The organism is Enemella evansiae (assembly GCF_002250705.1).
Classification (GTDB): Bacteria; Actinomycetota; Actinomycetes; order Propionibacteriales; family Propionibacteriaceae; genus Enemella; species Enemella evansiae.
Window position 1 is genome coordinate 183,167 of record NZ_NMVP01000035.1, and the last position, 20,460, is coordinate 203,626.

Annotated in this window: 19 protein-coding genes and 1 tRNA gene; 13 read left to right on the plus strand and 7 right to left on the minus strand. The window is 71.5% G+C overall.

The window, feature by feature from the left end:
• The first annotated feature begins 100 nt into the window (after positions 1-100).
• From BI335_RS17745 to BI335_RS17755, 3 genes are all read left to right on the plus strand, one after another.
• Positions 101-2,218 (plus strand): catalase, encoded by a 2,118-nt coding sequence (locus BI335_RS17745; protein WP_229119057.1) that lies wholly within the window; start codon positions 101-103, stop codon positions 2,216-2,218.
• A 157-nt stretch (positions 2,219-2,375) separates the two neighbouring features.
• Positions 2,376-2,903, plus strand: a complete 528-nt coding sequence (locus tag BI335_RS17750; protein ID WP_133626594.1) for a hypothetical protein — start codon at positions 2,376-2,378, stop codon at positions 2,901-2,903.
• A 2-nt stretch (positions 2,904-2,905) separates the two neighbouring features.
• A complete protein-coding gene (locus tag BI335_RS17755) occupies positions 2,906-3,544 on the plus strand; it encodes a nucleoside triphosphate pyrophosphohydrolase (protein ID WP_094432597.1) in 639 nt (212 codons plus the stop codon).
• Positions 3,545-3,550: 6 nt separating this feature from the next.
• Here the strand turns inward: BI335_RS17755 and BI335_RS17760 are convergent, their stop codons facing one another.
• Genes BI335_RS17760 through BI335_RS21205 form a run of 4 tightly spaced genes read right to left on the minus strand, consistent with a single transcriptional unit; the run spans position 3,551 to position 8,680 of the window.
• Complete coding sequence (locus tag BI335_RS17760; RefSeq protein WP_172421937.1) at positions 3,551-5,389, minus strand: HlyD family efflux transporter periplasmic adaptor subunit; 1,839 nt, start codon at positions 5,387-5,389, stop codon at positions 3,551-3,553.
• Complete coding sequence (locus tag BI335_RS17765; RefSeq protein ID WP_094432601.1) at positions 5,389-6,618, minus strand: ABC transporter permease; 1,230 nt, start codon at positions 6,616-6,618, stop codon at positions 5,389-5,391. Before BI335_RS17765 ends, BI335_RS17760 begins: the two co-directional genes overlap by 1 nt.
• Positions 6,615-7,355 (minus strand): ABC transporter ATP-binding protein, encoded by a 741-nt coding sequence (locus tag BI335_RS17770; RefSeq protein WP_094432603.1) that lies wholly within the window; start codon positions 7,353-7,355, stop codon positions 6,615-6,617. The genes BI335_RS17765 and BI335_RS17770 overlap by 4 nt, the downstream gene beginning before the upstream one ends.
• Positions 7,352-8,680 (minus strand): efflux RND transporter periplasmic adaptor subunit, encoded by a 1,329-nt coding sequence (locus tag BI335_RS21205; protein ID WP_172421939.1) that lies wholly within the window; start codon positions 8,678-8,680, stop codon positions 7,352-7,354. The genes BI335_RS17770 and BI335_RS21205 overlap by 4 nt, the downstream gene beginning before the upstream one ends.
• Before the next feature lie 121 nt (positions 8,681-8,801).
• Between BI335_RS21205 and eno the strand changes: the two genes are divergently transcribed.
• The 6 genes from eno to BI335_RS17810 all read left to right on the plus strand — a co-directional run bounded on the left by eno (position 8,802) and on the right by BI335_RS17810 (position 12,772).
• Entirely contained in the window at positions 8,802-10,085 is a 1,284-nt protein-coding gene (gene eno, locus BI335_RS17785; protein ID WP_094405766.1) for a phosphopyruvate hydratase, read from the plus strand.
• Positions 10,086-10,111: 26 nt separating this feature from the next.
• Positions 10,112-10,774: an FtsB family cell division protein gene (locus BI335_RS17790; protein WP_229117883.1), complete on the plus strand. Its 663-nt coding sequence runs from the start codon at positions 10,112-10,114 to the stop codon at positions 10,772-10,774.
• A complete protein-coding gene (locus tag BI335_RS17795) occupies positions 10,771-11,289 on the plus strand; it encodes a DUF501 domain-containing protein (RefSeq protein WP_094432608.1) in 519 nt (172 codons plus the stop codon). The genes BI335_RS17790 and BI335_RS17795 overlap by 4 nt, the downstream gene beginning before the upstream one ends.
• Positions 11,290-11,497: 208 nt before the next feature.
• Complete coding sequence (locus BI335_RS17800) at positions 11,498-11,812, plus strand: hypothetical protein (protein WP_094356007.1); 315 nt, start codon at positions 11,498-11,500, stop codon at positions 11,810-11,812.
• 32 nt (positions 11,813-11,844) lie between these two features.
• Positions 11,845-11,917, plus strand: a tRNA-Leu gene (locus BI335_RS17805).
• An 87-nt stretch (positions 11,918-12,004) separates the two neighbouring features.
• Positions 12,005-12,772: a Bax inhibitor-1/YccA family protein gene (locus BI335_RS17810; RefSeq protein WP_094356008.1), complete on the plus strand. Its 768-nt coding sequence runs from the start codon at positions 12,005-12,007 to the stop codon at positions 12,770-12,772.
• A gap of 104 nt (positions 12,773-12,876) precedes the next feature.
• Here BI335_RS17810 and BI335_RS17815 read toward each other — a convergent pair whose 3' ends face one another.
• Positions 12,877-13,551 (minus strand): NUDIX hydrolase, encoded by a 675-nt coding sequence (locus BI335_RS17815; protein WP_094356009.1) that lies wholly within the window; start codon positions 13,549-13,551, stop codon positions 12,877-12,879.
• A gap of 85 nt (positions 13,552-13,636) precedes the next feature.
• Between BI335_RS17815 and ypfJ the strand changes: the two genes are divergently transcribed.
• Complete coding sequence (gene ypfJ / locus BI335_RS17820) at positions 13,637-14,518, plus strand: KPN_02809 family neutral zinc metallopeptidase (protein ID WP_094356010.1); 882 nt, start codon at positions 13,637-13,639, stop codon at positions 14,516-14,518.
• Positions 14,519-14,534: 16 nt separating this feature from the next.
• Here ypfJ and BI335_RS17825 read toward each other — a convergent pair whose 3' ends face one another.
• On the minus strand, positions 14,535-16,199 hold the full coding sequence (locus BI335_RS17825) for a hypothetical protein (protein WP_144009142.1): 1,665 nt from the start codon (positions 16,197-16,199) through the stop codon (positions 14,535-14,537).
• 80 nt (positions 16,200-16,279) lie between these two features.
• Here BI335_RS17825 and BI335_RS22170 point away from each other — a divergent pair, with 80 nt between their 5' ends.
• The 3 genes from BI335_RS22170 to BI335_RS17840 are packed head-to-tail and all read left to right on the plus strand — an operon-like array spanning position 16,280 to position 18,945.
• Positions 16,280-17,371, plus strand: coding sequence for a DNA adenine methylase (locus BI335_RS22170; protein WP_094432613.1), 1,092 nt, complete (start codon positions 16,280-16,282; stop codon positions 17,369-17,371).
• Positions 17,368-17,973 (plus strand): DNA-3-methyladenine glycosylase, encoded by a 606-nt coding sequence (locus BI335_RS22175; protein WP_094459355.1) that lies wholly within the window; start codon positions 17,368-17,370, stop codon positions 17,971-17,973. Before BI335_RS22170 ends, BI335_RS22175 begins: the two co-directional genes overlap by 4 nt.
• 60 nt (positions 17,974-18,033) lie before the next feature.
• Positions 18,034-18,945: a DUF2510 domain-containing protein gene (locus tag BI335_RS17840; protein ID WP_144008504.1), complete on the plus strand. Its 912-nt coding sequence runs from the start codon at positions 18,034-18,036 to the stop codon at positions 18,943-18,945.
• A gap of 18 nt (positions 18,946-18,963) precedes the next feature.
• Here the strand turns inward: BI335_RS17840 and BI335_RS17845 are convergent, their stop codons facing one another.
• Complete coding sequence (locus BI335_RS17845) at positions 18,964-20,397, minus strand: hypothetical protein (RefSeq protein WP_144009143.1); 1,434 nt, start codon at positions 20,395-20,397, stop codon at positions 18,964-18,966.
• Positions 20,398-20,460 lie beyond the last annotated feature (63 nt).

Sequence of the window (20,460 nt, forward strand, 5' to 3'; positions counted from 1 at the left end):
ACGGGGCGTACCCGTGAACTGCACAGATTTCGACCAGGAGGATGTCATGGCACGGCAGAAGGCCGATCGAAATGAAGCCGAACGAAGTGAGGCCGTAGAGTTGAACCCGCCGGCTGGTCCGACCTCGGAACCGCCCGCACTGGACGAGCCCACCAAGGCGCGCGATCCGCTGCCGCCCAAGCCGGATCAGGCCGGCCCGGCGAATGTGTCGCCGACCGGCGTCGACTACGGCTCGTCACCCGAGACCAACGCCCAGGCGGGGGCGTACCTGACCACGTCGACCGGAGTGCGGCTGCGCGACACCGATCACTCGCTGAAAGCCGGCCGCCGCGGCCCGGTCCTGCTGCAGGACCACCACCTGCGGGAGAAGATCACCCACTTCGACCACGAGCGGATCCCCGAGCGCGTCGTGCACGCGCGCGGAGCCGCGGCCCACGGCACCTTCGTCGCCAACGGCGCCGCCAGCAGGATCAGCCGCGCGGCCTTCCTCGCCGAGGGTGCGGAAACGCCGGTCTTCGTGCGCTTCTCCACCGTCCTCGGCTCCCGCGGGTCGGCCGACACGGTGCGCGACACCCGCGGGTTCGCGACGAAGTTCTACACCAGCGAGGGCAACTACGACCTGGTCGGCAACAACATCCCGGTCTTCTTCATCCAGGACGGGATCAAGTTCCCCGACGTGGTGCACGCGGCCAAACCGCAGCCGGATCGGGAGATCCCGCAGGCGCAGAGCGCGCACGACACCTTCTGGGATTTCGTCTCGCTGCACTCCGAGGCGCAGCACCACACGATCTGGAACATGTCCGACCGCGGCATCCCGCGCTCCTTCCGCACCATGGAGGGCTTCGGCATCCACACCTTCCGGATGGTGAACGCCGACGGTGGGACCAGCCTGGTGAAGTTCCACTGGAAGCCGCGCCAGGGGGTGCACTCCCAGGTCTGGGAGGAGGCCCTGCTGACCGCCGGCATGGACCCGGACTTCCACCGCCGCGACCTGGCCGACGCGATCGAGGCCGGGGCGTACCCGGTCTGGGACCTGGGCGTCCAGGTGATGCCGGACACCCCCGAGGAGACCTTCGAGGGCATCGACCTGCTCGACCCGACCAAGCTCGTGCCCGAGGAACTGTGCGAGGTGCAGATCATCGGCACGATGACGCTGAATCGGAACCCGATCAACTACTTCGCCGAGACCGAGCAGGTGATGTTCAATCCCGGCAACCTCGTCCCGGGTATCGACGTCACCAACGACCCGCTGCTGCAGGTCCGGCTGTTCTCCTACATCGACACCCAGCTCAGCCGGCTCGGCGGGCCGAACTTCTCCCAGATCCCGATCAACCGGCCGCATGCACCGGTCAACGATCTCCAGCGCGACGGCCACCACCAGGCCGCCGACCACGGGGGAGTCGCCCCGTACCGGCCGAACTCGCTCGACGGGGGTTGCCCCTTCACCGCCGGGACGGCCGAGGGGGCGTTCATCGACGTGCCGACCCCGGTGCAGGGCGAGAAGGTGCGGGAGCTCTCGGCCAGCTTCGAGGACCACTACAGCCAGGCCCGGTTGTTCTACACCTCGCTCACCGAGGTCGAACAGCAGCACGTGATCGACGCGTACACCTTCGAGCTCGGCAAGTGCTACGAGGAGGCCATCAAGACCCGCCAGCTGGGTTGCCTGGCCGCCATCGACACCGACCTGGCCGAAGCCGTCGCCACCGGCCTGGGTCTCTCGGTGCCGAAGGCCGACACCAAGCCGGCCAAGGTCGATCCGAGCCCGGCGCTCAGCCAGCTCGGCAGGAGCTGGCCGGTCACCGGCCGCAAGGTCGCGGTCATCGTCGCCGGGCCGGATGATGCCGCGGTCGCCGCGCAGACGGTCGAGGCGATCCGGGCCGCCGGCATGGTGCCCCTGCTGACCGCACCGAACGGCGGCACCCTGGGTGACCAGCCGATCGAGCGCAGCTACCCGACCGCGGCCTCGATCGAATGGGACGGCGTCGTGGTGGCGGCCGATCCGTCGGCCGGGCCCAACCCCGCCGACGACGCCAAGATCATCCGGTTGCTGGATGAGGCGTACCGGCACGGCAAGGCGATCGCGGTTCTCGACGGCGTGGATCCCGCGACGCTCGGTCTCAACGCGGCGGCCACCGGTGTGGTCACCGGTGATCCCGCCGCGGCGGTCACCGCGCTCACCGAGCTGCTCGCCGAGCATCGGGTGTGGGACCGGGTCTGACACCCAGGATCTCGGACCGGTCCGCGAACCCGGGCTGACCTCAGCCCGGTTCGCGGACCGGTACCGAGTCGATCCGGCAGTTGGCTCGACCATCGGAACCGACGCACTAGACTGACCGCGGCCCGGGACACCGGGGGTCGCGACAAGGAGTGGGTGCATGGCAGGGACAGGTTTCCGAGGTCGAGTGACTGCGGGGCTGGCCGCCGCGGCCGTCGTGGTCGCGATGGGGCTGGGTGGCTGTGCGAACAGCCCGTCCACCGCCGCAACGGTCGGGGACCGCACCATCACCACCAGCGAGGTCGCCGACACCTCCCGCGAGCTGACCGCGATCAACCCCAAGATCGCCGAGCCGGCCCTGGTGCTCAGCGTGAAGATGCGCGCCGCCGCCGCCGAACAGATCGCACAGTCCCGCAACATCAACCTGGACACCGAGACCCAGGCGCTGCTGCCGCAGCTGCAGATCCCGCCGGAGCTGATGGCCAACCCGGCCGGCAACCAGCTGGTGCGGGACCTGGTCAAGGTGGACGCGCTCGGGCAGAAGCTGGGCCAGGGTGAACTGGCCGCGGCGATGGGCTTCATCCCGGTCACCGTCAACCCGCGCTACGGGCTGCAGGGGCTGGAGGACGTCGCCAACGACCAGCAGGCGATCGGCAGCGGCTCGCTCTCCCAGCCGGCCGCCCGCTGACGATGAGCACCGGCGAGACCACGCCGTCCGAGCTGGACCGGCTGGTCGCGGTGATGGCCCGGCTGCGGGTCGACTGCCCCTGGGATGCCCGGCAGACCCACCGCTCGCTGGTGCACTACCTGATCGAGGAGACCGGTGAGGTCGTCGACGCGATCGAGGCCGGTGATGACACCGATCTGCGCGAGGAGCTCGGGGATCTGTTGCTGCAGGTCGTCTTCCATGCCGCCATCGCCGCCGAGCAGCAGCGCTTCGACATCGATGACGTGGCCCGCGGGATCGGCGACAAGCTCGTCGGTCGGCACCCGTGGGTCTTCGCCGACACCGGCGTACCCGACGATCTGAATGCCACCTGGGAGGCCGGCAAGAAGGCCGAGAAGGGGCGCACCTCCAGCCTGGACGGCATCCCCACCGCACTGTCCGCGCTGGCCCGGGCGGACAAGGTGATGTCACGCAGCGCCAGTCACGGCGTACCGCTCGATCTGCCGGAGGAGCCGATCACCGCCGAGGAGGTCGGCGCACAGGCGCTCGCCCTGGTCTCCCGGGCCCGGGCCAGCGGCATCGACGCCGAGCAGGCGGTCCGGGACGCCCTGCGCGGCCTGGAGGACGAGGTACGCCGCAGCGAGACCGATTCCGCGTCCTGACGCCGCTCAGCTCGGCTGGGCGCTCGGGGTCTGCTGCCCGCTCCCGTTCTGCCCGCTCCCGCTCTGGCCGCCGCGCAGGTTGCGCAGCTGGGTCGTCGGCAGTGGCTGGGCGCCGTCGGCGAGCACGACCCGCTGCCCGGCGGTGAGCCCGCCGGTGATCTCGACCAGGCCGCCGCCGACCAGGCCGGTCGCGACGGTCGCATCGCGCACCCCGGTGCCGTCCAGCACCCGGACCGTGCCGGTACCGGTGGCCACCCGGGTCACCGCGGAGACCGGCACGGTGACCGCGTCGGCGACCCGCCCGACGACGATCCCGGTATCGGCCCGGCCGCCACTGGCCAACCCCGGTCCGGGGTCGGCGACCAGCACCGTGACGTTGTAGCTCGGGGTGCTCGCGGTCGCGCTGACCGGCAGCGGGGAGATCTCGGTGATCGTGCCCGGATCCGCGGTCAGGCTGCCGGGGGCGTTCACCCGGACCTCCTGACCGAGCTGGACCTGCGGCCGGTTGGTCAGCGGCACCGGCACGGTCACCTCCGCGGCACCCCCGCCGACCACGGTGATCGCGGCATTCGGGGTGGCCGCGGCCCCGGCGGTGAAACCGATCGTGCCCACGGTGCCGGCGATCGGCGCCCTGAGGGTGGCGGCGTCGAGATTCGACCGGGCCTGCGCGATCGCCTGCTCGGCGGCGAGCACCGCGGCGCGGTCGGTGGCGACCTTCGCCTGGTCCACGGTCGGGGTGGCGGTCGGCAGCGCGGTGGAGGGTACGCCGGCGGGTACGCCGGCGGGCGGCTGGGGAACGGGCCGTTGCTGGGCCGGGGGCTGGGGTACGCCGGCGTTCACCGCGGGGGCGTTCAGCGCGGCGGCGGCCTCGGTGATCAGCGTCGCCGCCTGCTGCTGGCTGGCGACCAGCCGCTGCAGTGCGTCGCTGCAGGCGGTGAACTGCGCCGGATCGAGCCCGGGCGGGATCGGCGGCGGGTTGGTCAGTCGTTGCTCCCGGGGAGCGGCCGCCGAGGTGCTCGGGGTCGGGTCCGCGGTCGGTGCCGGCGTGGGGCTCGCGCTCGGGGCGGGGGAGGCGCTCGGGGTGGGGGACGCGCTGCGGGTGGTGGGGGACGCGCTCGCCGTGGGGGACGCGCTCGGGCCGGCGGGCCGGCTCGGCGTCGGTGACCAGGTCCGGTTCGGGCTCGCGGGCGGCCGCTCGACCGGTTCCGGCCAACCGTCGGTGACGGCGGTCAGGATCGGTCGGCAGGCGTCCTGCTGGGCGGCCAGCGCCTCGTGCACCGCGGTCATCGCGGCCGGCAGCCGGGTCACCGATTCCGGGGGCGTCGGCCGGGGCAGGTCGCTCGGTACCGGGACCTGCGGAACGCCCGCACCACCGGGTATGCCCGCACCATCGGGTACGCCCGGTACGCCCGGTGCGCCCGGGCGTACCGCCCCGGCACCCGGTCCGGGCAACCGGGGCGGGGCGGTCGGATTCTGGTCGCTGTCCAGCTGGGCCTGCGCCTGCGCGAGCTGTGCCCGGGCGTCCAGCAGCGCCGTCTGCAGCGGCAGCGGATCCATGGTGGCGAGCACGTCACCCTGCCGCACCTGATCACCGACGGCGACGTTCACCCCGCTGATCGTGCCGGCCACCGGGAAGCTCGCCCGCACCTGATCGACCCGACGCACCGACCCGGTCAGCGGCAGCACCTGCTGCACCGTGCCCCGCGAGACCACCGCGGTCCGCAGCGACGCGTTCGGGTCCGCCGGCCGGGTGAGTGCCCGGGCCACACCGACCCCACCCGCGGCGAGGACCGCCAGTCCGAGGACGGCGCCGCCGACGCGGATCGCGGTTCGTCGGTCCTGCATCATTCGCTCCTCAGCGCGTCGATCGGGGCCAGTCGGGCGGCCCGCGAGGCCGGGTAGACCCCGGCGACCGTGCCGATCAGCAGGGACACCCCGAGGGCGATCGCGGTGGCCGGCAGGGACACCGCGACCGGTTGGTCGAGCAGCTTCGGCAGCGTCAGCGCACCGGCGATGCCGAGACCGACCCCGAGCATCCCGCCGATCAACCCGAGCAACCCGGCCTCGACCAGGAACTGCCGCAGGATCACCAGCGGGGTCGCGCCCAGGGCCTTGCGCAGCCCGATCTCCCGGACCCGCTCGGAGACCGAGACCAGCATGATGTTCATCACCCCGATACCGCCCACCAGCAGCGCGATCCCGGCGATGCTGGCCAGCAGCAGCGTCAATGTCGCGGCCGTGGACTGCACCGTGTCGACCAGCGACTGCTGGCTGCTGACCTGGAAGTCCTGGTCGGCGAGCGTCGTGCCGTGGGTGTTCAGCAGGGCGGTGGTGACCTCCTGGTACGCCGCCGAGAGACTGGCCTGGTCGCGGGCCTCCAGATAGATCGCCGACACCTGGCGGGTGTTGGCGCTGCTGGACAACCGGGTGGCGAAGGTGGTCCGCGGCACCACCAGCTGGTCGTCCTCGTCGGTGATCATCGAGGCGCCGACCGGGTCCAGCACGCCGAGGACGGTGAAGCTCTGCCCGTTCGCGGTGACCTGTTGGCCGATCGGATCCCGGCCGCCGAACAGCTGCCCGGCGGTGGTGGCGCCGAGCACCGCGACCAGCCGGCCGTTGTCCAGATCGTCGGTGGTGAAGAAGCGGCCCTGGCTGACCGTGCGATTGCGCACCCCGAGCCAGTCGGGGGTGGTGCCGACGACATTGCTGGTCCAGTTGGTGGTGCCGACGGTGAGGGAGAGCTGGGACTGGTTGACCGGGGCGACCCGCAGCACATCGGGGGCGACCCGCGGATCGGCGAGCACCTGGGCGTCGTCGGCGGTCAGCGTGGTCGCCGACCCGCGGCCGCCGCGGAGCCCGGAACTGGTGGTGGCCGAGCCGGGGGTGACGATCAGCAGGTTGGTGCCCAGCTTGTTGATCTGGTCGGTGATCTTGGCGGTGGCGCCCTGGCCGAGGCCGACCACCAGCATCACCGAGGCGATCCCGATCAGGATGCCCAACATGGTGAGGATCGACCGCATCTTCCGTGCCCACAGGGATTCCACGGCGGTACGCAGGGTCTCGGCGAGATTCATCGGGGTGCCGGTCCCGGGGCCTCGGTGAGCTCCCCGTCGCGAATGGTGACGACCCGGGAGGCGTGGTCGGCGACCTCGCGTTCGTGGGTGATCAGCACGATCGTGCGGTCGGCGGCGTGCAGTTCGGCGAACAGTGCGAGCACGTCCTCGGTGGAGTGCGAATCCAGATTGCCGGTGGGCTCGTCGGCCAGGATCAGGGTCGGATCGGTGACCAGGGCGCGGGCCACCGAGACCCGCTGCTGCTGGCCGCCGGAGAGTTCACCGGGGCGGTGGTCGACCCGGTCGGCCAGCCCGACCCGGTCCAGCGCGCGCAGCGCCCGGCGCCGGCGCTCGGCGCGGCCCAGACCGGCATAGATCAGCGGCAGCTCGACATTGCGCAGCGCCGACAGACTGGGCAGCAGGTTGAACTGCTGGAAGACGAAGCCGATCTCGTTGTTGCGGACCTCGGCGAGCTGCCGCTCCGACATCGCGGACACATCGGTGCCGGCCAGGTGGTAGCTGCCGCTGCTCACCACATCGAGGCAGCCCAGAATGTGCATCAGGGTTGACTTTCCCGAACCCGAGGGGCCCATCACGGCCAGGTAGTCGCCGCGCTCCACCTCCAGATCGACATCGCGCAGGGCCTGCACCCGCAGCGCCCCGGAGGCGTAGGTCTTGGACACATGGCGCAGGCTGATCAGCCCCCGCGGTGCGGGGCCGTCGGTGTCCCGGCGGACCGGGTCGATCACCTCGGTCATCCGCCACCCTGACCGTGGTTGCCGCCCAGGCCGCGGTTCGCGCCGGGGCTGGCGGAGCGTTGGAAGCTGCGACCGGTCACCTGGACCTCATCGCCGTTCTGCAGGCCACCGGTGATCTCGGAATCGGTGCCGAAGACCTGGCCGACGGTGACCTCGGTGGTCACCGGCTGGCCGCCGATCAGCTTGCGGACCACGGTCTTCCCGTTCTCGGTGAGGATCGCCGCGGTCGGCACCGTCAGGATGTCGTCGTACTGCCGGACCACGATCGACACGCTCGCCGAGCCGCCGGCGTACAGGCCCGCCGGGTTGCCGGTGACGGCCACGGTGACCGGGAAGGTGGCCGCCCCGCCGCTGCTGCTGGCGGCCATCACACCGACCTGGGCGACCGTGCCGGCGGCCTTCTGCGAGCTGCCCGCCGGGGTGATCTCGACCGGCTGATCGGTCTTGATCCGGGGCAGGTCGGCGGCGCTCACCTGCGCGTTCACCAGCCAGGCGTCGGTCGCGATCACCACCAGCTGGGCGGTGGACCCGGTGGCTCCCGACCCGGCCGATCCGGACACCCCGGACGATCCCGCGGAGCCTGCCTGACCGGCCGCACCCGCCTGACCCGCCGCACCTGCCTGCCCGGCCCCACCGGACTGCCCGGCCCCACCGGACTGCCCGGAACCGGACTGCCCGGAACCGGACTGGCCGGAACCACCCGACCCGGTGGCGGAACCGGTGCCGGTGGCGGAGGTGCCCAGACCGCTCGAACTCGACTGGCCGGCGATCACCCGGTCCCCGGCGGCGATGGTGACCAGCGCGACCGTGCCGTCGATGGGAGAGACCAGGTCGGCGTCCCGCAGCGACTGCTGGGCCTGATCCCGCTTGGCGGTGGCCGAGGTGACCTGCGCATCGGCCGAGCTCAGCTGGGCGCTGGTCGCGTTCCCCGAATCGCGCAGCTGGCTCGCGCTGGCCGAGGCCGCGTCCAACTGGGCCTGGGCGAGCTCGAGCGCGGCCTGCAGCTGGGTCCGATCGATCTGGGCCAGGATCGCCCCTCGGCTGACCTGCTGGCCCACCGACACCGGTACCGCGGTCACCGTGCCGGCGACCGCGAAGTTCAGATTCGCCTGGCTGCGCGGCGCGATCGTGCCGGAGGCCGAGACCGTCTGCCGCTGCGTGCTCAGCGTCGCGCGGACCGTCTGGGTGGTCGGGGTGGCGGCATCGGAGGCGGACCGCCCACCGGCGCCCGGTCCGAACGCGAACCACGCCCCGACCCCGGCGGCGAGGACGACCAGCACCACCAGTACACCGAGCAGCACCCGGCTGCGACGAGGTGTCGCCATCAGTTCTCCGATCTGTGAATCGGGCCGTGGGCGAAGCGTACGCCGGAGGCCAATAGGGTGGGGTCGTGGTCGGGAAGCAAGCCGGCCCGACGGACGCACAGCTCTTTCGAAAGGCACGACCGTGGCAACCATCGAATTCGTCGACGCCCGCGAGATCCTCGACTCCCGCGGCAATCCCACCGTTGAAGTAGAGGTCCTCCTCGACGACGGCTCCCAGGGGCGGGCCGCCGTTCCCTCCGGCGCCTCCACCGGCGCCTTCGAGGCCGTCGAACTGCGCGACGGCGGCGAGCGGTACGGCGGCAAGGGCGTACGCAAGGCCGTGGAGAACGTGATCGAGCAGATCGGGCCCGAGGTGCTCGGCTTCGAGGCCAGCGAACAGCGCCTCGTCGACCAGGCGATGCTCGAACTCGACGGCACCGACAACAAGGGCAAGCTCGGCGCCAACGCGATCCTCGGGGTCTCGCTGGCCACCGCGCACGCCGCCGCCGAGTCGGCCGAACTGCCGCTCTACCGCTATGTCGGCGGCCCGAACGCGCACGTGCTGCCGGTGCCGATGATGAACATCCTCAACGGCGGCTCGCATGCCGACTCCAATGTGGACATCCAGGAGTTCATGATCGCCCCGATCGGTGCGGCCAGCTTCGCCGAGGCGCTGGAGATGGGCACCGGGGTCTATCACGCGCTGAAGAAGGTGCTCAAGGACAAGGGCCTGTCCACCGGTCTGGGCGATGAGGGCGGTTTCGCGCCGAACCTGGACTCGAACGCCGAGGCCCTCGATCTGATCCTGGTCGCGATCAAGGCCGCCGGGTACGAGCCGGGCAGCCAGGTCGCGCTCGCCCTCGACGTCGCCGCCAGCGAGTTCTTCGAGAACGGCTCGTACGCCTTCGAGGGCAAGCAGCTCTCGGCCGCCGAGATGACCGACATCTACGCCGAGTGGGTCGGCAAGTACCCGCTGGTCTCGATCGAGGACCCGCTGAACGAGGACGACTGGGACGGCTGGAAGACCATCACCGACAAGCTCGGTGACAAGGTCCAGCTGGTCGGTGACGACCTGTTCGTGACCAACCCGGAGCGGCTGCAGCGCGGTATCGACACCGACACCGCCAACGCCCTGCTGGTCAAGGTGAACCAGATCGGTTCGCTCACCGAGACCCTGGATGCGGTCGAGCTGGCCCAGCGCAGCGGCTACCGCTGCATGATGTCGCACCGCTCCGGTGAGACCGAGGACGTCACCATCGCCGACCTGGCGGTGGCCACCAACTGCGGCCAGATCAAGACCGGTGCCCCGGCCCGGTCCGAGCGGGTCGCCAAGTACAACCAGCTGCTGCGGATCGAGGAGGATCTCGACGACGCCGCGACCTACGCCGGCGCGTCCGCGTTCCCGCGGTTCGCTGCCAGGGGCTGAGGCTCCCCGCCCCTACACTGGCGGGGATGCCGGACAAGCCACGTACACGACGCGCGGGAGCCGGTCCGGGGCGCGGTAAGCCGCGATCCCGGACCGGCTCCCGCGCGTCCCGTACCCGGGACACCGCGGCGCCGGTCACCGAACGGCTGGAGACGCGCACCGGTGCACCCGCCGAGCCCGCCGCCGAGGATGGCCGGCAGTTCCGCCGCTTCGGGTTGACCCGGCGCGCGGTCGCGCTGTTCGTGGTGCTCGCGGTGCTGGTGCTGTCCTACGCCTCCAGCCTGCGGATCTATCTGGACACCGAGCGGCAGAACGCGGAGAACCAGCAGGCGATCCAGCGCTCCCAGGCCCGCATCGACGACCTGAACAACCAGCTGCAGCGCTGGGACGATCCGGACTACGTCCGGGCCCAGGCCCGCGAGCGGCTCGGCTGGGTGGTGCCGGGGGAGACCGGTTACCGGGTGATCGGGCCCGACGGCCAGCCGGTCGGCACCCGGATCGAATCCCAGCCCCGGGACCCCAAGAAGCCGCCGGAGGCGACCTGGTGGCAGAAGATGTGGGGCTCGGTCGGTGCCGCGGACCAGCCGGCGCCGCCACCGGTCCCGCCCTCGGCCAAGCCGCCGATCACCGACGGCACCCGGACGCCGACCCCCTCGCGTACCCCGACTCCCAAGAAGACCACCCGATGAGCCGAGAGCCTTTCACCCCCGCCGACGAGCAGGCGGTGACCGAGCAGCTGCAGCGCACCCCGCGCGGGGTGGCCGCGGTCGCGTACCGCTGTCCCGAGGGCCACCCGGGGGTGCTGATGACCCGGCCGCGGCTGCCGGACGGGACACCGTTCCCGACCACCTACTACCTGACCTGCGCCCGGGCGATCTCCGCCTGCTCGACGCTGGAATCCGGCGGCCTGATGACCGAGATGACCGAGCGGCTCGGTCAGGACCCCGAGCTCGCCGAGGCGTACGCCGCCGCCCACCGTGCCTATCTGGCCGACCGGCAGGAACTTGGTGAGGTGTCCGAGATCGAGGGCATCTCCGCCGGCGGGATGCCCGATCGGGTGAAGTGCCTGCACGTGCTGGTCGCCCACTCGCTCGCCGTCGGGCCGGGGGTCAACCCGCTCGGCGACGAGGCGGTCCTGGCGCTCGCGAGCGTCGGCGATCAGCCCTGCCTGACGCAGGCCGCCGCGCGATTCAGCAAGAGCTGAAAAGCGGCTCAGGAAAAGTTCAGACCCCCGAGAAGGTGCGGAGTCATGCGAAAACATGACACCCTGACCTGAGAGAAGCTTGAGATTCCGGGATGGCCCTGACACGCATCTCCGGTACCATCCGGGGTGGAAATCGGTCCACGACGACCACCGAGCAGAGTTAGTCTGATGGGACTGACCCGCAGGACGCAGGAGGACACGAGCAGCAATGGCAACCTGGCAGTGGTTCGTGCTGGCCATTCCGGCGCTGGTGCTCGTCGTCTCCATCGTGATGATCATCCGCCTGTTGCTCGGGGCGACCCAGTCGCCCGCCGACGAGCAGGAGGCGGCAGCTCAGCCGGCGCGGGAACAACCGGCCGAGGAGTCCGATCCGGTGGAGCTCGGCGCCCCCTTCGATGCACTGTTCGTCGGTGAGGACGAGGTGGCCCCGGAGCGGGCCGCCGACGATCAGTACCGTCGTCCGGTGAGCCCGGCCGAGCCGGAGACCGTGGTGCCGCGCCGGGTGACCGAGTCGCCGTCCTGAGCAGGCCGGGCCCGGCAGCAGGCCGGGCGTACGCCCCCGTAGCCCAACGGCAGAGGCAGGCGGCTTAAACCCGCCCCAGTATGGGTTCGACTCCCATCGGGGGCACCCCTGAGCCGACCCCGAGCAGGGGCGGATCGGTGGTCCGGTTGGCTACCATGGGGTACGCAACACTCCTGCGATCCGGAGGAATCCATGCGCACTTCGAACCCCGTTCTCTCCCGCGACGACGCCTTCTCGCCGTACCTGCAGCAGGGCGGAACCCGACAGGGCGCCCCGCAGCAGCAGGGTGGGCGGATGACGATCGACGACGTCATCGCCAAGACCGCGGTCACCATGGCCGTGGTCATGCTGGTGGCCGCCGCCACCTTCTTCATGATGCCGGATCAGCTGATCTTCCCGGCTGCCATCGGGGCCTCGCTGGCCACCATCGTGATCACCTTCATCGTCGCGGCCCGTCGGCACGTGCCGGTCGGGCTGGTGATGGTCTTCGCCGCGCTCGAGGGCGTGATGGTCGGTGGCATCTCCAAGATCTTCGAGACCATCTATCCCGGGATCGTCGTCCAGGCCGTCTTCGGCACCTTCGTCGCCGCCGCGGTGACCCTGGCGACCTACAAGTTCTTCAACATCAAGGTGAGCGGCCGGTTCGCCAAGATCGTCGGCATCGCGACGATCGCGATGGCGGTCGCCCTGCTCGCCAACTTCGGGCTGTCCTTCCTGGGCATCAACCTGGGTCTGCGCTCGGGTGTCACCGGCCCGGTCGGCCTGCTCCCCATCCTCATCTCCGCGATCGCGGTGGTGCTGGCGGTGCTGAACCTGATCCTGGACTTCGACTACATCGAGCGCGGCGTCGCGATGGGTGCGCCGGCCAACCAGTCCTGGAAGGCCGCCTTCGGCCTCACCGCGACCCTGGTCTGGCTCTACGTCGAGCTGCTGCGCATCATCAGCTACTTCCGGCGATAGCCGGGGGCCCCGCCCGAGCTTCGCGATCCAGCGAATCCACCGTGCACCCCGCGAGCCCTGCAGGGCTGGGGGTATGCACCCAGGATTCGCTGGATCGCTGGCGTTCAGAGGTTCTTGTCGAGCAGAGAGCGGGCGCCGGCGGTCCACCAGACGCGGCGCCAGGCGGCCAGGTCGACCCACTGGGCCGCCGAGGTCGTCCCGCCGACGTCGTGCACGACCGGATCGGTGGGTTCGGCGCAGGTGCCGGCATAGACCAGGCGCACCGCGTGGAAATCCTCCAGGGTGCCGTTCGGCGCCCGGCCGATCCAGTGGTCCGACTGCACCGCGACCAGGTCACCGATCTCGATCCGCTGCCCGGACTCCTCCCAGGCCTCCCGGACCACCGTCCGCGGCGGCTCCTCGCCCGGATCCACGCCGCCGCCGGGCAGCCCCCACTGACCGGGCACGTGGGTCCGGTCGGAGAACTGGGTGGCCAGCAGGCCGCGGGGTGAGGTGACGATCCCGTACGCCGCCACCCGCTGCCGGACCTGGGGCACCTCGCCCGGTTCGGTGTGCAGATCCGGATCCAGACCGCGCGGGCGGCGCAGCCGGACCTGACCGTGGGAATGCGGTGCGCCCTGCACGGTGAGCACGATCTCCTCACCGTCGCGGGTGGCCGACAGCGGGCGGGTCAGGCTGAGCCCGTGCTGCCAGACCGCGACGTGCGGATCCTCACCGTGGCCGAGGTCGCTGGCGAACAGCTCCCTCCCGCCAGGGGTCGACACGCACACGATCCGCATCCGTCCATCATGGCGCGTTGATCAAGGTGTAGCGAGCCGCCGGGCAGGCGACGCTACACTTTTGCCGATTCCCTCGGAGGTGCGGATGCAGTACAACGACAACGCTCGGCTCGATCCCGGACAGGTGTCCGGCGGTGGTGGCGGAGGCGGCGGCGGCCGGATCGCGGTCGGCGGTGGTATCGGCATGATGATCGTGCTGTTCCTGCTGTCCCAGTTGCTCGGGGTCGATCTGACCAGCATGGCCGGCGGCACCAGCAGCCAGCCGCAGGAGGATCCGAACGCGCCGAACCCCTACGCCAACTGCCGCACCGGTGGTGACATCCAGACCAACCGCGACTGCCGCTTCGTGGCGTACACCAACTCGATCCAGGGCTACTGGTCGCAGACCCTGCAGGGTTACCAGACCACCCAGACCCGGATCTTCACCGGCCAGATCTCCACCGGCTGCGGGACCGCGAGCTCGGCGGTCGGGCCGTTCTACTGCCCGGCCGACCAGTACATCTACCTGGACACCGGCTTCTTCGACCAGCTCTCCGGCCAGCTCGGCGCCCAGGGCGGCGACGGCGCCGAGGCGTACGTCATCGCCCACGAGTACGGCCACCACATCTCCAACCAGATCGGCACCATGCAGCAGGCCCAGTCGGCCGGCAACGTGACCGGTCCGGATTCCCCGCAGGTACGCCTGGAGCTGCAGGCCGACTGCTTCGCCGGGGTCTGGCTGAAGAACGCCACCGCCGACCCGCAGGGCCCGATCTCCGGGGTCACCCAGGACGACCTGAACCGTGCGGTGGATGCCGCGATCGCCGTCGGTGACGACCGGATCCAGCAGCAGACCCAGGGCCGGGTCGACCGGGAGTCCTGGACCCACGGCTCCTCGGCGATGCGCAAGCAGTGGCTGTCCACCGGCTACAACTCCGGCAATCCGAACAGCTGCGACACCTTCGCCAACAACGCCCGGGTGTCCTGAGCGGTACGCCCGGGGCTCAGCGGCGCGGGCAGATCACCAGGCCGTCGGCCGCCCAGATGCGGCGTTCGCAGTCGAAGTTGTTGGTCAGTGCGGCGGTGACCAGCGGGTTCGCCTTCTCCATGTCGAACCAGCTCTCCTCGATCACCACGTAGCGGGCCCGCGGATTGCTCAGACAGGCCAGGTTCTCGGCGAAGCTCTGGGTGGCCTCGATGGCCGCCGCCTGCTTGCCGGTGGCGCGTTGCAGGAAGGTGGGGGAGGCGTACCGGCAGGGCGTCGGGTTGCGCAGCACCCACTGGGTGTTGAAGGCCAGATAGATCACCTGGGAGTCCGGCGGCAGCACGTGATGCACCCGCTCGGCGGTGGCGCCGGCGTACTTGGCCGCGGTCAGGTTGACCGCCGGGGTGACGGTGCGGTGCGCCAGCGAGAACGAGTAGGTCGCCCGCGGTGACAGCGTCACCACCAGCGGCAGCAGGCAGCACATCGCCATCCAGCCCCGGCCCGAGGAGATCCGTTCGGAGAAGATCTCCCGGAACGCCGACGGCTGCCAGTAGACCAGCAGCACCCCGACCGCGACCACGGCCAGCTCACCGGCGAGCGCCAGCCAGGAGTTCCGGGTGCGGAAGCTGGTACCGGGCACGAACAGCAGGCAGGAGACGGCGAAACCGAGCGCGGCGGTGATCGGCAACGCGATCGGTACGCCGTCGCCGGCGCGGATCGCCCGGTGCGCGATGGTGGCGACCGAGACCGCCGAGAAGACCGGCAGCGCCGCCAGGTGGTAGAGGAAGTTCTGGTGCTGCACCAGGAACGGCACGGTCAGGATCGCCATCACCAGCAGGTTGCCGAGTGCCCAGCGGCGGTGACTGCCGCCGCGGTGCCACAACCAGACCTGGGCGACCAGGGCCACCACGATGATCGGCGAGACGACCAGCTCGTTCACCAGCCCCTTGCCGCTGGCGGCCAGTGCGGCGGCGGTGAGCGGCGGGTTGAGCGCCGGCATGTCCTGCAGCCATTGCCATTCGCGCGGTTCGACCGCGACCGTGATCCCGAACAGGGTGAGCGTGCCGACCGCGGTGACGACCGCGGTCCGCAGCGCCAGCCGGCGATCCAGTGCGGCCAGCAGCAGGATCGCGGCCAGCGCGGTCGCGGCCGTGGTGAACTTCAGCAACACCACCACCGCGAGCAGCAACCCGGCCAGCAGCGGACCGAGGAACCGGCTGCGGTCGCGGGCCAGCGCGACCCCGATCGCCAGCACCGCGAGCGCTGCGGCGTACCACTCGGGTTCGGCGAAGTCCCACCCGGGTGCCCAGGCCAGCGCGGCGGTGGCCGCCAACCCGATCCACTCGGCCCCGCGGACGCCCGCCCAGCGGCGCAGGCTGCGATACAGCAGCACCCCGGCACAGACCGCGAGCAGGATCGAGACGAGCCGGACCATGATCTCCTCGGTCCAGTACTCACCGGGGGAGAGGGCGCCGATCAGCGCCATCAGCCCGCGGCTGAGCAACGGCCGGTGCACCCAGGTCTCGCTCCAGCCCAGACCCGCACCGGCGGTCACCTGCAGCCCGCCGAGCACGTAACGGACGTCCTGGTTGATGCCCGGCCGGACCACCTGGACCGCGGTGATCAGCACGGCGAGACCCACGAGCAGCGTCCGCCAGGTTCGGGGGAAGTGCCGCGTCTCCACGCGACGAACTTACCCTGCGTGGCCACCGTCCCCGCACACCCCCGAACCCGGCCGGGGCGACCGCGTAGGCTCGAAGGACGATGATCAAGTACCTGGGATCGAAGCGGACCCTGGTGCCGGTGCTCGGGGCACTGTTCGCCCGCTCCGGTGCCCGGACCGCGGTCGACCTGTTCACCGGGACCACCCGGGTCGCCCAGGAGTTCCTCCGCCGCGGCGGGTCGGTGCACGCCAACGACACCGCCGCGTACGCCGAGGTGCTGGCCCAGTGCTATGTCGAGACCGACCCCGAGACCGTCGACCCCGCCGAGCTCGCCGAGGCGCTGGCGGAGCTGGCGGCGCTGCCCGGCCGACGCGGTTACGTGACCGAGGTGTTCTGCGAACGGGCGCGCTATTTCCAGCCGCACAACGGAATGCGGATCGACGCGATCCGCGCCGGGATCGACGAGCGGTACGCCGATCATCCGCTGCGGCCGCTGCTGCTGACCGCGCTGCTGGAGGCCGCGGACCGGGTCGATTCGACCGTCGGGTTGCAGATGGCCTTCCTGAAGAGCTGGTCCACCCGCTCCCACCGCGCGCTGCAGCTGCGCGCCCCGGTGCCGGCGCCGGGGGTCGGCACGGCCTGGCGGTTGGACGCCTACGAGGCGGTACGCCGGCTGCCGCCGGTCGACCTGGCCTATCTCGACCCGCCCTACAACCAGCACCGCTACTTCACCAACTACCACGTCTGGGAGACCCTGGTCCGCGGTGACGAACCCGAGCACTACGGGATCGCCTGCAAGCGCATCGACGCCCGCGGCGCACACACCCACAGCCCATGGAACAGCCGCCGGCGGATGCCCGCCGAGTTCGCCCGGGTGCTCACCGAACTGCGCGCCGAGGTGCTGCTCGTCTCCTACAACAACGAGGGATTCCTGCCCCTGGAGACATTGCGGGAACTCTGCGGCACCGGTGGACGCAGCGTCGAGGTGCTGGAGTTCGACACCGCACGGCATGTCGGCGCCCGGATCGGCATCCACAACCCGGCCGGGGTCAAGGTCGGCCAGGTCAGCCACACCCGCACCACCGAATATCTGCTGGTCTGCGGCGAACAGGCCCGGGTGGCCGCGATGGTCGAGGAGCTGCCGTCGGCGGGTGCCCCGGACGGACCGCCCGCGGTGGAGGCGGCCGGGTGAGTTCGGCACACATCCCGCTGGGGCCGACCGCCGCCGAGACCGCGCCCCGGTTGCTCGGGGCGGTGCTGCGCCGCGGGCCGGTGGCGGTCCGGATCACCGAGGTGGAGGCGTACGAGGGGCAGGACGACCCGGCCTCGCACGCCTGGCGCGGGCCGAGCCGGCGGAACGCGGTGATGTTCGGCCCGGCGGGGCATCTGTACACCTACCAGATGCACGGGCACGTCTGCTGCAACGTGGTCTCCTCCCCGGCCGGGGTGGCGAACGCCGTGCTGATCCGGGCCGGTCGGGTGATCGACGGCAGCGAGGTGGCCCGGGAGCGCCGCGGGCCGTCGGTGCGCGACGCCTGGCTGGCGCGCGGCCCGGGCTGCCTGACCAGGGCGCTCGGGATCACGATGGCGGACGGGGACACCGACCTGTTCGATCCGCGGTCGGCGGTGCGCCTGGAGCCGGGCGACCCGGCGGGACCCGACCCGATCCGGCTGCGGTCCGGGCCCCGGGTCGGCGTGTCCCGGGCCGCGGAGGAGCCGCTGCGGTTCTGGCTCGCCGACGAACCCAGCGTCTCGGCGTACAAGAGAGTGGGGCGCAAGCCCCCGACGCGGTAGGAGCTGCGCGCGCCCTCGCACGAGAAGGGCTTCGCCCCTCGTGCGACTAGAATCCCGCCCGTGCAACCACCAGGCTGGTACCCCGATCCGTCCGGACAACCGCAGAGTTTCCGGTTCTGGGACGGTCAGGTCTGGACGCCGGTCACCACCCGCGATCCGAACACCCCGTGGCCGACGCCGGCCGAACTGGGCCGGCCCGGGTTGCAGCCGCTCGGCCAGGGCGCCGACCGACCGGCCGGGCCGAGCCTCGGCGTACCTCCTGCTCCCACCGGTCCGGCACCCCAGCCGCCGCGCTCGACGACCCCGCTGGTGATCGGCGGGGCGGTGTTCGTGCTGATCGCGGTGATCATCGGGGTCGCCCTGTGGCGGACCGGTGGCGGCCAGCCGAGCCCGGCGCCGTCCGCGTCGGCCGCACCGTCGGTGCCGAGCGCTGCCGGTACGCCGAGCGGACCGGTCCGGTTGCGCTGCGACAACGGCAACGGCAATGCCACCAATCTGCAGGCGGCGAGCTACTCCTCGACCGGGGCGCGCTACGACGCACCCTCGAATTTCGCCTTCCGCTACAGCAAGAGCTACTGGGAGTGGGCCGACGACTTCTCCGCCTTCGGGGTCTATTCCGGCGGGCAGGAGGCCGGCATCGTGCTCGGCGGGCTGAGCGCCGGCAACGGGTTCACCGATACCGCGACCGCGGGGGAGCAGGTGCTCTCCTGCATGGAGGGGACCCTCTCCAGTGACAAGCCGACGAAGGCCGAGGGCGCCCGCACCGAACCGATCGAGATCGGCGGGATGCAGGGCCACCGGACGACCGCCCGGATGAACTCGCCGAGCGAGGCCCGGCCGCTGCTGGTCACGATCACCGTGGTGGATTCCGGCCAGCCCGGCAAGCTCGCCCAGCTGATCACCTTCGTCCGCGAGGGCAACCCCGTCGCCGCCCAGGTCGAGCAGGCCGCGTCCACCCTCCGCCGCGGCTGACCAGAGCGCGGCGAGTGGCTAGCGATACAGCGCGAGCTGCTCGGGGAGGGCGACCGCATAGTGCCCAGGGATCGTCGGGTCGCGGTCGTTCAGCGGCCGGGTCGCTGCCACGGCGAGGATCCCGGCGATCGTGAACTGGGCCGGTTCGGCGGCGCTCCGACCGGTGGCATTGCACGGAATCGACGTGGTGACACGGAAATCGACCATCGGCCGGGCCGGGTCGGACCGCTGCCGGGCCCGGAAGGTACGCACCTGGTCGCAGGCGAGCCAGTGCTCGTCGCCGAGCGTGGTCTGTTCCCCGGACTCCGGGTCCAGGGCGATCAACCGGCCGTTGCTGGCCAGCACCGGGGTGGCCGCCGGGGCGCGGACGGGCAGTCTGCCGCTGGTCGGCGGACCGGGATTCGCCACCTCCCGGCGCCACAGTTCCTCACCGCCGGCGTCGGCCTCCAGATAGGTCACCCCGGCACCACCGGGGCGTACGGCACCGCTCGGGCTGCGGGTGAAGCCGAGCTTGTCACCGGTGCAGGCCAGTGCGACGCCACCGGGGCACACCCAGGAGCGGCCCTCCTTCGACCAGAGCAGTTCACCGTCGACCAGGTTGACCGCCGCCTGGGTGACCTCGCCGACCCCGAACGCCGACCCCGGTGCGCCGAGCGGTTGCGGACGGGCGGTCACCTGCAGCTGGGTGTTCTCCTCATCGACGGTGATCTCCAGCCAGCTCCTCGCCGGGTCCACATCGGTACCGAGCCAGTCGCTGACCGGTTTCTCCCACTGGCCCAACTCGCCGGTCATCCCGACCATCGTGGCGCCGCCGCGGCGTACCAGATAACCGCCGTTGCCGAGCGGGCGGACCTGGTCCACCGGGCCACCGGGCAGTTGCAGCGGGGCCAGCGTGCCCCGGTCCGGATCGACCCGGAGCAGGGTGCGGCGACCGCCCTCGATCTTCTCCGCGCAGATGCCACCGATCACCCGGCAGCTGCCCAGGTTGCCGCCGGTGCCGAGGGGGAGCTGGTACGCCGCCTCCCCGGTCCGGGGGTCGGCGAGCAGCAGGGTCTGCCCACCCGGATCACCGCTCAGGTACGCCACCAGTTCCCGGCCGCCGACCTTCCCGGTGGTCAACCGGGGCTCGATCCCGTCGGCGACCGCGCCCAGGCTGGCCGGACGACGCCACAGTTCGCGGCCGTCGGCCAGGTCGAGGGCGACCAGGTCGAACTGGCCGTCCCGCGCCGACTCGTAGGCGAGCACGGCCTGTTCGGTGACCGCGGGTCGGGAGGCGGGCCGGAAGGGCACCGCCCAACTGGGGGTGACGTGCCGGACCATCGCCTCGATCGGGGTGGTGGCGCGCAGTGACAGGTCGGCGAGCACCCGCGGCTGCTCCCGGGTGCAGCCGGCCAGCAGGATCAGGACCAGCAGCATCGCCCAGCACCACGGCCAGCGTCTCCTCGGTCCCACCGGGGCAGCCTAAGGGGTGTGCGGTCAGCCGGGCCGACGACGATGGCCGGAACCCGCCGGATG